The 14,307-nt window shown below is 63.5% G+C and carries 11 protein-coding genes; 5 read left to right on the top strand and 6 right to left on the bottom strand.

What is annotated here, in order from left to right; all coding sequences use genetic code 11:
* The coding region (locus ORS3428_RS12445; protein WP_201788312.1) for a VCBS domain-containing protein at window positions 1–1,403 on the bottom strand (1,403 nt) is incomplete at its 3' end.
* Window positions 1,404–1,726: 323 nt separating this feature from the next.
* Here ORS3428_RS12445 and ORS3428_RS12440 point away from each other — a divergent pair.
* Window positions 1,727–2,704 carry a transglutaminase-like cysteine peptidase gene (locus ORS3428_RS12440; RefSeq protein WP_071097982.1) on the top strand — a complete coding sequence of 326 codons (978 nt, stop codon included), beginning with the start codon at window positions 1,727–1,729 and terminating at the stop codon, window positions 2,702–2,704.
* A gap of 73 nt (window positions 2,705–2,777) precedes the next feature.
* Here ORS3428_RS12440 and ORS3428_RS12435 read toward each other — a convergent pair whose 3' ends face one another.
* Genes ORS3428_RS12435 through ORS3428_RS12420 form a run of 4 tightly spaced genes read right to left on the bottom strand, consistent with a single transcriptional unit; the run spans window position 2,778 to window position 8,334 of the window.
* Entirely contained in the window at window positions 2,778–3,419 is a 642-nt protein-coding gene (locus ORS3428_RS12435) for a ribbon-helix-helix domain-containing protein (RefSeq protein WP_071097980.1), read from the bottom strand.
* A complete protein-coding gene (locus tag ORS3428_RS12430) occupies window positions 3,409–4,698 on the bottom strand; it encodes an HlyD family type I secretion periplasmic adaptor subunit (protein WP_071097978.1) in 1,290 nt (429 codons plus the stop codon). Before ORS3428_RS12430 ends, ORS3428_RS12435 begins: the two co-directional genes overlap by 11 nt.
* 15 nt (window positions 4,699–4,713) lie before the next feature.
* Window positions 4,714–6,846, bottom strand: a complete 2,133-nt coding sequence (locus ORS3428_RS12425) for a type I secretion system permease/ATPase (protein ID WP_108723042.1) — start codon at window positions 6,844–6,846, stop codon at window positions 4,714–4,716.
* A gap of 30 nt (window positions 6,847–6,876) precedes the next feature.
* Window positions 6,877–8,334 carry a TolC family outer membrane protein gene (locus ORS3428_RS12420; RefSeq protein WP_083355119.1) on the bottom strand — a complete coding sequence of 486 codons (1,458 nt, stop codon included), beginning with the start codon at window positions 8,332–8,334 and terminating at the stop codon, window positions 6,877–6,879.
* Window positions 8,335–8,863: 529 nt separating this feature from the next.
* Here ORS3428_RS12420 and ORS3428_RS12415 point away from each other — a divergent pair.
* A complete protein-coding gene (locus ORS3428_RS12415; RefSeq protein ID WP_071097973.1) occupies window positions 8,864–10,204 on the top strand; it encodes an NAD(P)H-dependent oxidoreductase in 1,341 nt (446 codons plus the stop codon).
* On the opposite strand, the gene proC is transcribed toward ORS3428_RS12415, so the two are convergent.
* Complete coding sequence (gene proC, locus ORS3428_RS12410; protein ID WP_071097971.1) at window positions 10,179–10,994, bottom strand: pyrroline-5-carboxylate reductase; 816 nt, start codon at window positions 10,992–10,994, stop codon at window positions 10,179–10,181. The genes ORS3428_RS12415 and proC overlap by 26 nt on opposite strands.
* Window positions 10,995–11,895: 901 nt before the next feature.
* Between proC and ORS3428_RS12400 the strand changes: the two genes are divergently transcribed.
* The 3 genes from ORS3428_RS12400 (at window position 11,896) to ORS3428_RS12390 (ending at window position 14,251) form a co-directional block, all read left to right on the top strand.
* Window positions 11,896–12,138 (top strand): hypothetical protein, encoded by a 243-nt coding sequence (locus ORS3428_RS12400; protein WP_071097966.1) that lies wholly within the window; start codon window positions 11,896–11,898, stop codon window positions 12,136–12,138.
* A 198-nt stretch (window positions 12,139–12,336) separates the two neighbouring features.
* Window positions 12,337–13,236 carry a bifunctional methylenetetrahydrofolate dehydrogenase/methenyltetrahydrofolate cyclohydrolase FolD gene (folD, locus tag ORS3428_RS12395; RefSeq protein WP_071098019.1) on the top strand — a complete coding sequence of 300 codons (900 nt, stop codon included), beginning with the start codon at window positions 12,337–12,339 and terminating at the stop codon, window positions 13,234–13,236.
* A gap of 16 nt (window positions 13,237–13,252) precedes the next feature.
* Entirely contained in the window at window positions 13,253–14,251 is a 999-nt protein-coding gene (locus ORS3428_RS12390; protein WP_071097964.1) for a GlxA family transcriptional regulator, read from the top strand.
* The last annotated feature ends 56 nt before the right edge of the window (window positions 14,252–14,307 follow it).

The following is a 14,307-nucleotide window of genomic DNA, read 5'->3' as shown; positions in this document are numbered from 1 at the left end:
AAGACGTCGTCATGGCCGCCCTGGGTGCCGGCGTCACGGACGTAGCTATAGGAGCCGTCGGCGTTGAGCGTCAGCTTGCCRTAGGTGCCCTGGATGACCGTRCCGACGGTGGACGTATTGTCCAGCGACGCACCGGTGTCGCCGACTGCAACGCCGACCACCGTCACATCGTCGGCGCCCMTGACATCCGCGCCGCCGGCATTGCCGTCGCTACCTGCGCCGGTGATGACGTTGCCGTCGATCTCGGCGTGGGAACCCGAGGGCACTGCGTCGGTATCGGCAACTGCCGTCGGCGCGTCATCGATGATGTTGATGACGAGCGTTCCGGGAGGTGCGGCGTCGCCGTCCGCGTCCGTCACACCGACCCCGAAGCTCACATTCGTATTGTCGCCCGAAGTGTTGTCGAGCAGCGTGTAGGTGTAATTGATCGTTCCGGTGCCGGTAGCCGCATTGAAGGAATAGCTTGCCGTCAGCGAGCCGGTGGCATCGGTGAAGGTCTGGGGTACCGTGCCCAGCACATGGCCGCYGAGCGTAACCTGGGACACGCCATCCGGCGAGGTGAAGCTGATGGTGCCCGACGTCGTCTCGGAGTTGGAGGCGGAGTCCGAACCTGCCGGTTCGCCGTTGCGTGCCGGCAGGCCGGCTTCGTCGACGCTTGCTTCTGCGATGACCCCGATCGACGGCGTGGAGTCTGCTTTCAGGAGGGACGGGAACAGCTCGCGATGATCTAACTGGCCGAACGCCAGGTCCGTCGGCGGCAGCAGGGACGTGAGGCCGAAGCCGTCGCCGATGCCGCCGGCAGGATGTTCGAAATTGCCGCCAGCGCTGCTCGGCGAGCCGTTTCCGCCGGCCGAGATCGAGCCGTCGGCGCCGTAGGCGACATTGATATGGCTCGATTCGAGGGCGGCGATCAGGGCGACGCGCGGCACCTCGACATCACCGATGACGAAGGTCGGCACGTTGAGTGCGCCGTCCTTGATGACGATCTCGGAGCCGTCGGGCTGCACCAGCACCAGATTGTGTCCGTCGACCTTGATGTTGTCGATCGAGACATTGGCCGGGAGCTTCACGACGTTGCCGGCTTCGRCATGGTATTCATGCGGAACGTTCGAGGCCGCCGCGTTCGCTGCCGCGTTTCCGGCAGGAGCGTTGGGGGCAGGGGCATTGGCGGCAGCCGCCGGCTGGTTTGCGCCTTGCGCGTTCGCACCCTGGGCGTTTGCGCCCTGCGCATTGTCCGCGCCCTGTGCCRGCGCGCMCTTGYCGACATCGACCGGCACCGGCTCACTCGCTACCTGGCCGCTGGTGGCTTGCGCGATCTGAACGCCTGCGATCGGGTGTTCGTCAACAGTCGAGTGGTCGTCCCAGGAATTTGAAACGGCGTCGAATTCGATATTGTCCGTCATAGCTCAAGCCCCCTTCGGCATTTCCCGGAAAGAGACATGCGAGGCTCGAGCTTGGCAACACAGCTTCAATCTATTTCATATATTCTAATATGCGAAGCTTTGCATTTTTTACACTTGGTAAATCAGCGTAATATATTCAGATATATGGTCCTTGAGGCTCCGTCCGATCGGTTACGAAATGTCGAGTCGGTTTGCTAAATCAAAGTATAAATTTAAATAAAATTTGAATGAAAACAGAATAGATTGATTCGCGGAAAATTGCCCACCTTCCTTTCCGATAATTTGAGACAAGATCGGTAGCGTCCACAGTCAAAGGTGGGCGTATGAAAATACAAGATGCTGCCCCTGGGGCGTCGGGGATCAAGGTTCTCCTGCTGGCAATCGGCCTCGCCGGCTTGGCCGCACCATCGTCGGCCGGCACGGTTCCCAGCGGAAATCCGGCTGCTCAAACGGCGTCGGCGCCGGTCCTTCTCGGCGGCGTTTCGCTGGCCAGAACGCAGGCCTGGCAGCCTGCCGCGGCCTATCGGATAACGGCTATCGCCAGCCCCTACGGACTCTTAGAAGCTGATCCCGTAGCGGGTTCCCCGAGCGCAAAGGCTGCCCCCGGCATCGATCCGATCCAGACCTCGGCGATCATCCCGGGCGTGTTCGGGTCGGTTGCCTTGTCCATGCACAACTTCCCGGTCGCCGCGCGCTGGGCCCCCGTCTACAAGGCGATCGTCGACTGCACGCCGGGCAGCGCCTGCGATCACGAGAATGCCGCCTTTGGCGAGATCATCAATATTGCGAGCCATAAGGGCTTTCGCGAAAAGCTCGCCTTCATCAACAGCAGCATAAACCGCCTCATCGCCTATAAGTCGGATATGGCCGTCTATGGCGTGCTGGACTACTGGGCGAAGCCTTCGGAGGTGCTCGAGCATCGCGCGGGCGACTGCGAGGATTTCGCGATCCTCAAGATGGCGGCACTGCTGCGCGCCGGAATCCCGGCTGAGAGCATGTCGCTCGTGGTGCTGCAGGACCGCCGCCGGAAATTCTTCCACGCCGTGCTTTCGGTGAGCACGGCAAGCGGCACTTTCATCCTGGACAGCCTCAGCAACACTGTGGCGATGGACAGAGACCTTCCCGACTATGTCCCGCTCTATTCCTTCAGCACCGATCGCGCCTGGATCCACGGTTCGAAGTCCGGCGCGCAGATCGCCGATATCGCCGGCGGCTTCGCGACGGTGGCTCCAGGCGAGGGCGCTTCGCCTGAGGCGGCTATTGTCCAGAGCGATGCGAAGGCACTGGGATGGGACGACTAAGGGGCTGCGGCGCCGCGTTCCTTCACACCAGCGTTTCGGATTTTCTGCGCGGCAGCATCCGGCCTCGTCAAAACTAGCCGTTGAAAACGAAAGCCATCAGAAGCTCCGGCTCGGCCACCGGCGCGCGCACCGCGCTGAGCTGGCCGCGATAGCGGCGCTCGCCGGCGCCGATGACGAAGCCGGTGGTGACGGGCGTCTCGCTGTTGGCATCAAGCCGGGTGAAGATGTCGGTGACGTTGAGGTCCAGCGCCAGCTTGAGGTCCTGTCGCCCGTCGTCGCCTGATGCGTTCGGTAACTGGCGCCTGACCAATTGCTGGAAGGGCGTGTTGAACGCCAGGATTTTCTTCGACGACGACAGCGCGAAGGCGGGCGAGGGGCAGGCGACCAGGATGGCGTTGATCGTCCGGATCGAGGCGAGCTTGCGCAGTTCCATGCTTTCCTCGGCGAGGCCCCGCATGCACGCGACCCGGATCGCCGAGGTGAGATTGCCCTGGTCGGGATGATTTTCGGCGATCTCCTCGACCAGCATGCCGATCGTGCATTTGCGGCTTTCGGCCATCTGCTTCAGCGACGCCCAGAAGGCGCGCTCCAGCCGGATGCCGCGCCGCACGCCGCCGCGCGCCACCACCCGGAACTCCGGGCCGAAATCCTCGGCCGCGAGTGCCGGCAGCAGCCGCTCGCGCGGCGCATCGGGGCGGGCGGCGCTATCGCTCACTCATCGCCTCCTGACGCGCCTTGTTGATAGGCTTCAAAAGGTAGGAGAGGATAGTCTTGCGTCCGGTCTTGATATCGACCGAGCAGATCATGCCGGGGATGATCGAGTAGGTCTTGCCGTTCCTTTGCAGCGTGGATTTCTCGGTCGCCACGCGCACCTGGTAATAGGGCTCGCCTGTCTTCTGGTCGACCAGGCTGTCGGCGGTGATGTTCGAGACCTTGCCCTCGATGCCGCCGAAGATCGAAAAATCATAGGCCGTGACCTTGATCAGCGCATCCTGGTCCGCCTGGATGAAGGCGACGTCGCGCGGCGAGACCCGCGCCTCGACCAGGAGGGTCTCCGACGTCGGCACGATRCCGGCCACCACCGCGCCCGGCTGGACGAAGGCGCCGAGCGTGTTGACATCGAGCGTGTTGACGATGCCGTCGACAGGCGAGCGGATGTCGGTCCGCGCCACCTTGTCGGTGGCGCCGCGAATGGTTTCGTCCACCACCGACAGGTCGGCCAGCGCCTGCGTCAGGTCGCTCAGCGCCTCCTGCTGCAGCTGCAATCCGAGCTCGTTGACCTGCAACTGCGCCTCGGTGATCGCAGCCTGCGTCTTCTTGATGGTTTCGGCGGCAAGGTTGAGCTGTCCACGAAGGTCGGTCTGCTCCCGCTCGACCCGGATCTGCTCGGTCTTGGCCATCAGGCCCTTCTTGACCATCGATTCGACCAGCGCAGTTTCCTGGTCGCTGACGGCCAGGCTCTTGGACAGGCGGTCGGAATTGGCGTTCGCCTCGTCGAGTTCCTTCTCGCGCTGGTCGAGACGCGATTTGAGCACCGACAGCTTCACCTCGAAGTTCTCACGGCGCGCCACCAGCAGCTTCTGTTCGTTGTCGCAGATTTCCGGCGCGACCTTCTGGATTTCCGGCGGACAGGGGAACGACCCCTCGACATTGCCGCTCTGCTCGTATTTCAGCCTGGCGATACGCGCCTSCAGCGCCCGCGCCTTGGCCTGCTCCTCGCCGAGGCTCGACGTGTTGCCCGAGTTGTCGAGCCGGATGATCAGGTCGTTCTTCTTGACCGTCTGGCCGATCTTGACCGCGATTTCCTGGACGACGCCGGGCTCGCTTGCCTGAATGATCTGAGTCTTGGAGGCGGGAATGACTTTGCCGTCGCCGCGCGCGATCTCGTCGACCTCGGCAAAGGATGCCCAGGCGGTGAAGGCTACGAACAGTGCCCCTATGATGTAGACGGACGCCGATGCGAAAAGCGGCGGCCGATCTTCTTTTGCAAGCATTCCCCAACGCCCCGGTCAGGCATTCGCCTTTTGCAATGCCTGGATGACTTGTTCTTTTGCTCCGTCTGCGACCACACGACCCTGCTCGATGACGATGAGGCGATCGACGAGCTCCAGCATGCTGTATCGATGGGTCGACACGATCAGCGTCGTGTTGCGGTCGAATGCGACCTTTAGCTGCTTGATCAATTGCCTTTCCGAGGCGAGGTCCATCGAGCCCGACGGCTCGTCCAGGAAGACGATCTTCGGTTTGGTCAGAAGCAGCCGCGCGATCGCAACCGCCTGCCTCTGCCCGCCAGAGAGATTGGTGCCCCGCTCGCCGACATTCATGTCGTAGCCGCGCGGATGGCGCGAGACGAAGTCGTCGACGCCTGCGGCCTTCGCGGCATCGATGATCTCCTCGTCGGTCGCTTCCGGAGCGGCCATCAGAAGGTTTTCCTTGATGGTGCCAGAGAAAAGGTCGCCGGCCTGCGCGACGATGCCGACCGCGGCGCGGACTTCCGACGGGTGGTATTGGCGGATGTCTATGCCGTCGAGCAGCAACTCGCCGGAGGTCGGCAGGAAGAGCCGGCCGACCAGCCGCCCCATCGTTGTCTTGCCGGAGCCGATGCGGCCGATGATGCCGATCCGCTCGCCGGGTCTGATGGCGATGTTGAGGCCGCTCAGAACCTCGTTTTCGGTGCCGGGATAGGCGAAGCCGACATTCTTGAACAGCATCGCGCCGCTGCGGATCGGACGGTTGACGAAGCCGACGGTGTCAGGCCGGTCCTCCGGCTGCGACATGATGGTGTTGATGATCCTGAGCGACAGCATGGCCTGCCGGAAGCGGGAGAGCGTGATGGCGATCTGGCCGAGCGGTGCAACGGCCCGGCCCGCCAGCATGACGGTGCCTATGATCGCGCCCGTCGAGACCTGGCCTTCCGAGAAGGCGTAGGCGCCGGCAACCACCAGCGCGACGGTCACGAATTGCTGGATGGCGCCGGTGATGTTGCCGGCGGCGGCCGATAGCTCCTTGATCTTTTCCGACGTATTGGCCGCGTTCTTGGAGTGCTCGCCCCATTTGCGCAGCAGGTAGGCCTCGGCGCGAAGCGACTTGATCGTCTCCAGCGTGGAGATCGATTCGACCAGAAGCGCCTGGCGTTGCGAGGCTTCGTTCATCGAAGCGGCGACCCGCTTGCCGATCCGCCGCTGCGTCACCAGCCCGACAACAACGGCGATGACGAAGGCCAGAGCCGGTATGATCACCAGCCAGCCGCCGATGGCGTAGATGACCGCCAAGAAGACGAAGACGAAAACGGTGTCGATGAAGACGCTGATCGTGTTCGAGGTGAAGAACTCGCGCACGAACTCGTATTGCGTGACGCGGTTCGCGTATTCGCCGGTCGATCCAGGCCGCGCCGACAGGGACGAGTTAAGCACCTTCTCGAACAGCAGATAGGAAATCCTCAGATCCGCCTTGCGCCCGGCGTAGTCGATGAGCGAGGCGCGGGCGGTCTTCAGCAACAGATCGAACAGGATCGCCGCGCCGATCCCGAGCGCCAGCACCCACAGCGTCGCAATCGCCTTGTTCGGCAGAATGYGGTCGTAGACGTTCATGGTGAAGATCGGCGAGGCGATCGCCAGCAGATTGATGAAGATCGCAGACATCACGACCTTCGAATAGGTGCGCCAGAACGCGCCCATCGTTCCGGTCAGCCAATGGCGCCTTTCGATCCTCGGCGCCGTGCCCACCGTCATCTCTTCGGCGGCGTTGGCATAGGTGATCGAGAAGGAGGCGCCGCCGCTGATATAGCTCTCGGCAAGATCCGACTTGCCGATCGATGTGCGGCCGTCTTCCTGCGGGGCCGTCAGATATTGTCCGGCCGCGGTCTCGGCAAGCAGCGCGACCGGCAACTGATTGCTGCGAAAGACAATGGCCGGAAGATCGACGCGGCCGCGCRCGAAATCGCGATGGCTGAACGCCTGGACCTCGAGGCCGATGCGTTCGGCGAGGTGCCTGATGTCGTCCGGCTCGATGCGCGTCTCCGAGATCGGCACCCCGGCGAACAGCACGGTCTCCGCGCTCGGCCGGCCGAGATAGGCCGCAATCGCCGAAAAGCAGGCTTTGAAAGCCTCCTTGGGCGAGACGATATTAGGCTGCTGGTTCACGATCTGCCCCGAAGGACCAGAGATCGATGCTTACATCGGCTGCTTCTTCCTGACCGGCGCGAGGATGTCGAACGGCACATCGTTCTTCTGCTCGGACGGCGTGCGCGCATAGGTTTCGGTATCGGCCGTTTCCGGCACGCCGAATTCGGTTCGTGCGTAGGCCGCGGCTTGCTTGGGCGGCTGGATGTTGAGCGTCTTCAGCAACTCCCCGGTCGCTGCTAGCAAGCGGTATTCGGCAAACAGCGATGCATAGGACGAGGTATCGGCCAGCGTCGCCGTGTTGAAGCGCGTGTTCTGCGCGTCGAGCACGTCGAGCAGAGAGCGCTGTCCGACCTTGAACTGCTCGCGGTAGGAAGCGACAAGCTTTTCGTTGGTGGCAGCCTGCAGCCGCAGCGTCTTTGCGAGTTCCGCCTGGCGGAAGCGGCGGTCCCACGATGTGCGGACGGCTTCCTCGATCTCGCGCAGAACCTGATGCAGCGCGAGGCGCTGCTCGCTGGTGCGGCGGATCTGCTCCTGCTCGTTGGCCTTGTCGATGCCGCCGCGATAGAGATTCCAGCGCAGCACGACCCGCGCCTGCAGGTCGCTTGTGTCACCATCGTCGCCATCGATGTCATATCCACCGCGGGCCACACCCTCGGCAGTGATTGTCGGGCCGTATTTCGCCCGCGCGGCGTCGACCAGCGAGGAGGCGGCGTCGATGTCGCTGTTGGCCATATGGACGCGCGGATTGTTCTGCCTGGCGAGCCCGATGGCGTCATCGAGCGACCGCGGCAGCGCGCTGGCGACATCGGCCGGGCGCGACGGATTGATCAGCGGCTTGCCGACATTCTTGAAGAAGCGGATCTTGGCGGCTTCCAGCTCCTCGGTTGCCTCCTGCATCCGCGCCTTCGCGGCATAGAGGCGTTCTTCGGCCTGCTGCCGGTCGGCGTCGTTGAGGGCGCCGCCCGCGATGCCCTGCTTGATGTCGCCGAGAATCGACTGGTGGAAGGCAAGGTTCTTCTTCGCTTCGGCGACGATCGAGGCCTGCAGCATATATTCGAGATAGTCCTGGACGACGGAGAGCCCGATGAATTCGGACCGTTCCAGCACCCTGAAGGAAGCCCCGTCCACGCGCGAGGCCTGGCGGTTCAATTCGGCCCGCCTTGCCCCGCTGTCATAAAGCGTCTGCGTGACCGAGAGGTCGGCCTCGTTCGGATAGAGGGCGTCGTGCTGCTCGTCGAGCGCGCGCCGGGAAGCATTGTCCAGGCGGCGAACACCCGTCGAAGCTTCCAGATCGACGCTGGGAAGATAGAGGCCTTTTGCCTGGCGCAGTTCGAATTCTATGGCTTCGCGATTTTCAATCGCCTGCCCAATCTCGGGATTGGACTCGACGGCGACTGCTACGGCTTCCTTGAGTGTGAGTGCGCCAGCGCTTCCGCAAGCCAGCATCGACACCGTTATGGCAAGCGCAAGACGCCAGCCGACGGTCACTTTACCCGTCCTGGTCATTTCTACCCCGTAACTATCCCCGCGCCTTTATTGTTTTTTTCAGCGCTATTTGCCCAAGCCTGCCACCGGAGCTTTTGGCGAGTATCTAGCAGATTTTCCGAAGATGTGAGCGCTTATTCAATTAGGGTCCTCTGAAAGCGAGGATTTTAGCCATTAGTCCCGCAAGATGTAGCAAAAATGGCACAGAAACGCCGCCTGTCTGGATTGCCAATCGATCGAAAACGACCGCAACCACGAGTTTTCTTAACGAATTGCACACCCGCAAAAGGAATCGGCCGGCAGCCGGCGCCACCTTGACCGCGAATCCGGATTTGGACGTGAACTCTGTCCTCTCTTCTCTCGGAACGGAGGCGTTCCTGGGGACTCGGCCCCACCACCGCGCGAAGACCCGGAGCCGGCCGATTGTTGCGAGAAATCTGCTCCGGTTCTGCAAAGCTTACGCGGGAAATTGCCACGTGCGGCTGGTTTTATTGGCAAACGGGGATCGTTCCCTGTATTGCGGGCTGAAGCAAAGCATGGACGTTCCTGTATGACAAATGTCGCCCTGACCGGGCTTGCCCGCGATCTCGCCCGGCGCGCCGCCGAGGGCCGTCCCGTGCGCATCGGCGTCATCGGCTCCGGCGAGATGGGCACCGATTTGGTGACCCAGGGCATGCTGATGCCGGGTATTTCGGTCGCCGCCATCTCAACGCGTCGCCCGCACACGGCGCGCGACGCGATTCGCATCGCCTATGGCGACGAAGCCATGGCCGCCGAAGCCGACACGGCCTCCAAGGTCAGCCAGGCGATCGAGAGCGGCAGGATCGCCATCACCTCGAACGAGATGATGGTCACCAATCCGCTGATCGACGTCGTCATCGACGCGACGGGAAAGCCCGGCGTCGCCGCCGATTTCGACTTGATGGCCATGGAGCACGGCAAGCATCTGGTGATGATGAATGTCGAGGCCGACGTCACCATCGGCTGTTATCTCAAGCAGCAAGCCGACCGCCTGGGCGTGGTCTACTCGGTCGGTGCAGGCGACGAGCCGTCGAGCTGCATGGAACTGATCGAGTTCGCCTCGGCGCTTGGCTACACCATCGTCTCCGCCGGCAAGGGCAAGAACAACCCGCTCAATCACGACGCTGTTCCCGACAACTATCGGGAAGAGGCGCTGCGCCGCAACATGAACCCGCGCATGCTGGTCGAGTTCGTCGACGGGTCCAAGACCATGGTCGAGATGTGCGCCATCGCCAACGCCACCGGCCTGGTGCCCGATGTTGCGGGCATGCATGGCCCCAAGGCCGATCGCGACCAGCTCGCCAAGGTGCTGATCCCGCGCGAGGATGGCGGCATCCTGTCGAAGAAGGGTGTCGTCGACTACACCATCGGCAAGGGCGTGGCGCCAGGTGTCTTCGTCATCGTCGAGGCGACGCATCCGCGTGTCGTCGAGCGCATGGACGATCTCCATGTCGGCCACGGTCCCTATTACAGCTTCTTCAGGCCCTACCACCTGACTTCGCTGGAGGTGCCGCTGACCGCAGCCCGCATCATGCTCCACGGCAAGCCGGACATGGTGCCGCTGCCGAGACCGGTGGCCGAGGTCTGCGCCGTCGCCAAGCGCGATCTTGCCGCCGGCGAGAGCTTCGATGCCATCGGCGAGACCTGCTACCGATCCTGGACGATGACGGTCGCCGAGGCCCGCGCCAGCCGCGCCCTGCCCGTAGGGCTGCTCGAAGGCGGCAAAGCGCTGAAGCCGGTCAAGAAGGGCGAACTGCTGACCAGCGRCAATGCCGCGCCCGACAAGACGACGAGGCTGTATGCCCTGCGCCGGCTGCAGGATGAGATGCTCTACGGCGCGAGTTCTACTTCCCCAATTCTATCGACCTGAGCCGCGCCGCTTCGACCGCGTCGGTCAAGAGCTTCGTCAGCCGGTCTTCGCCCATCAGCACGGCCAGTGCCGCGGCGGTCGTGCCGTTGGGGCTGGTGACTTGCTGGCGCAGCACGCCCGGCTCTTCGTCGCTTTCGGCGGCAAGCGAGGCCGCGCCATAGACGGTCTGCATAGCGAGCAGCTTGGCAGTCTCGGACGGCAGCCCGGCCTTCTCGGCGGCCACCGTCAGAGCTTCGATGAAATGGAAGATATAGGCCGGTCCGGACCCGGAGACCGCCGTCACGGCATCCATCAGGCTTTCGTCGTCGATCGTCGTCACCACACCGCTCGCCGAGAGCAGCTCGGCGACGAAGCGCCTGACGTCGTCCAAGACGAGCGGGTTGGAAAACACCACCATCATGCCTTTGCCGATCGCCGCCGGCGTGTTCGGCATGCAGCGGATGATCGGCGCGAGCTCGCCGAGGATCGCCTCGAAGGTGGCGACTGGCGTGCCGGCGGCGATGCTGACGAAGGTGGTCCTGCCGTCGCCGAAGCGCTTGTAGCTTGCCGTCACGTCGCGGATAACCTGCGGCTTGACGGCCAAGACGACGAGATCGGGCACGGCGTCGGCCGGAATGCCGGAAGCGTCGGCGGCGGCAGCGCAACCAAGGTGTTCGGCGCGATTGCGCAATTCGGCATTGGGTTCGACGACGAACACCGTCGACGGCTCGAGCTTGCCGGATTTCAGCCAGCCCGAGAGCATAGCGTATCCCATATTACCGCAACCTGCGAGAACGAGCCTGATCGTCATGGAAACCTCCGCAAGGATAGCTTCTCCTTAGACGCTTGCGCGGCAACGGAAAAGACCAGTCTGCGGGAGATCGATCGGCCGGCGTTGAGCATTTCTGTCTGTCAGAGCTAAAGACGGAAACCTTAAACGCGCCGTTCTTGCGGGCCTTGCCGGCGCCGGCGGAACCGTTGCGATCAGGACGAGAAGCTGTGCTTTTTCGAGGCRCAAAATTAACATTTTGTTTCCCATGCCTGTTTAGCGTGGCTTAACGATTGGCCGACGCCGCTCACAAGCCGCCAGAAAGTACGTTCCAGGACATGGTCGACAGCGAAAACCGTGAGAATTGGAGGCGCGAGYGCTCCTTGCTTGCGCTCGGCCAGGCCTTGCGCGGAGAGGACGTCACGGACGCCTCGCTGGTTTCGATCGGTGACAAGGCCAAGCCGTCATGGCGCGAGGACGCCGTCGCGCGGCACCGCGCCGCGCGCTTGGAGCGGGAACGACGGCTGACCTCGCAGCCTGCGAATATGGATGAGCCCGGCCTGCCTCCGACCGATCCGCTTTCGCAAACCCTCTGCGCCGGGAACGACTGGGCAACACGAGAAACCTATCGGCAAACGGGGCCGCGCGAAGAGAGCCGCTCCCCGAATTTTCCTTCGCCGGCCGCGTACGAACCTCGCTATGCCGAGCCTCGCTCAGCAAGCCCGCCGTCGCGCGGCACTCGTCTGCTGCAGCGCCGTCTCCGTCGCCGGCCGCCGCGCCGGCTCCGCAGCCGGTCAATGATGCCGGTCGCCTTGGTTTCTTGGGGGCGCTGGCTTCGGCATTGCGTTACCTCGTGCGGCGCGGGCCGGCTGAACCGGTCGATACAGGTTTAGTCCCAGGTGAAAGTGTCCGGCGCGCGCCGATTCAGGCGCGCCCCTCGCAGATGGAAGGGCCACTGCGGCGAGACGTCGAGCCGCCGCCCGCGCAAGGCGCCTATTCCGATCAACCGGATTACGAGCAGCCTGACCCGAATGACGACGAGCATGCACCGCCGCCGATGGCCGGGACGCGCCTGTCCCCAGTCGACCAGCAGGCTCAGATCGATGAGATCCAGGCCCGCCTGCGCGAGTTCCGCGAGGCGGTGCGCGATCTGACCGAAAGCCGCAGGCGCCGGCGCTATTTCTAAAATGCTTCGTGGCGGTTAAAAGCGTGCCGGTTTCGGGTTTACGGCATCCGACGACGCTCTGACGGGATTGCCCTGTCGAATTTTCGTGAAAATGCCGCGCGGCATTTGACCGCTCGCGCCGGACGTTCGTGAGTCGACTGCCGGATTGAGGATCAGGGCCGCCCGAGCGCGGCTTAGGAACAGTGTTGAGGGTGAATGATGGCCGAAGTGATCGACGGAAGGAAAGTCGCCGAGGACGTAGTATCGAAGGTCAAGGCGCTGACCGTCGAGCTGGCGGCCAAAGGCATGACCAAGCCGGGCTTGGCAGTGGTGATCGTCGGCGAGGATCCGGCAAGCCAGGTCTATGTCGCCTCGAAATCGCGCACGGCCAAGGAATGYGGCTTCCATTCGCTGCAGCACACGCTGCCGTCCGAGACCACCGAGGAGCAGCTGCTGAAAATCATCGACGACCTCAATGCCGACGCGTCGATCCACGGCATCCTCGTGCAGCTGCCGCTGCCCCGCCATATCGATGCCGGCAAGGTCATCCAGGCCATCGCGCCGGAGAAGGATGTCGACGGTTTCCACTTCATCAATGTCGGCAAGCTCGGCACCGGCGAGCTCGAGACGGCCTTCGTTCCCTGCACGCCGGCCGGCTCGATGCTGCTGATCGAGCGCGTGCGCGGCAAGGACCTTTCGGGCCTCAACGCCGTCGTCGTTGGCCGCTCCAATATTGTCGGCAAGCCGATGGCCAACCTGCTGCTTGCCGCCAACTGCACGGTCACCATCGCCCACAGTCGTACCAAGGACCTGCCGGCGCTYGCCCGCACCGCCGACATCCTGGTCGCCGCCGTTGGCCGCCCGGAAATGGTCAGGGGTGATTGGGTGAAGCCAGGCGCCACCGTCATCGATGTCGGCATCAACCGCATCGCAGCACCCGAGAAGGGCGAAGGCAAGTCGCGGCTGGCCGGCGATGTCGCTTATGCCGAGGCGGCCGAGGTCGCAGGCGCCATCACGCCCGTCCCCGGCGGTGTCGGACCGATGACCATTGCCATGCTGATGGCCAACACTGTAGCTTCCGCCTACCTCGCGGCCGGGTTGAAGCGGCCGTCCTTCTGATCGGAAAGCTTGATCCTTGCCGAACCTGATTGTCCCTGTTGAACGGCCGGTCACGAACGATCCCGTTCAGGGGGGTCGCCAATTCGGGTTCCTGCTGGTCGACAAGTTCTCGATGTTCTCGCTTGCTGCGGCCATCGACTGCTTCCGGTCGGCGAATCGTCTGCTTGGCCGCGATTTCTACGGCTGGACGACAATTTCGGCGGATGGCGATGCCGTCATGGCCTCCAACGGCCTGCCGCTCAAAATCGACTATTCCGTCGCCGACATGCCGCCGGTCGACATCCTGTTCGTGTCGGTKGGCCTCTCAATCGAATTCCCCGGCAAGAGCAAGGTGCTGGCGGCGCTGCGCAGTTGGGGCCGGCGCGGCAACGCACTCGGCGCGCTCTCGGTCGGCTCCTATCTGCTCGCCGAGGCCGGACAGCTCGACGGCTATCGCTGCACCATCCATTGGGAGAACCGCGCCGGCTTCATGGAGCGCTTCCCCGACATCACCTGCACCGGCAACGTTTTCGAGATCGACCGCAAGCGCTACACCTGCGCCGGCGGGACCACCTCGATCGACCTGATGCTGGAGATCGTGCGCGGCGATTTCGGCTCCAATCTCGCCAATGGCGTCGCCAACCAGTTCCAGCATGAGCGCATCCGCTCGGCCGGCGACCGCCAGCGCGTCGGGCCCGAACGCGACCTAACCGGCAAGTCGGAGAAGCTCAGGCGCATCGTCGAGCTGATGGCCGACCATCTTGATGAGCCGCTGTCGGCGGTGCAGCTTGCCAAGTCGGCGGGTCTGTCGGTGCGCCAGGTCGAGCGCCTGTTCCTGCGCCATCTCAACGTCACGCCTGGCCGCTACTACATGCGGCTGCGGCTCGAGCGGGCGCGCGAATTGCTGCGCCAGACCAACATGCCTATCCTCGACGTGGCGATCGCCACCGGTTTCACCTCGCATTCCTATTTCGCGCAAAGCTACCGGCTGCAGTTCGGCCGCCCGCCCTCCGAAGAGCGCCGCACCACCTACTGAGCGGTCTGGATTCGTCCGCYGTCGGACTTGTCTCCAAAGGCCGGCTCAAATAGCTT

Origin of the sequence: Mesorhizobium sp. ORS 3428 (assembly GCF_001854785.1) — a bacterium.
In the GTDB taxonomy this organism is placed as follows: domain Bacteria; phylum Pseudomonadota; class Alphaproteobacteria; order Rhizobiales; family Rhizobiaceae; genus Mesorhizobium.
Note: the sequence above shows the minus strand (reverse complement) of the source record. Positions and strands in the feature narration are given on the sequence as shown.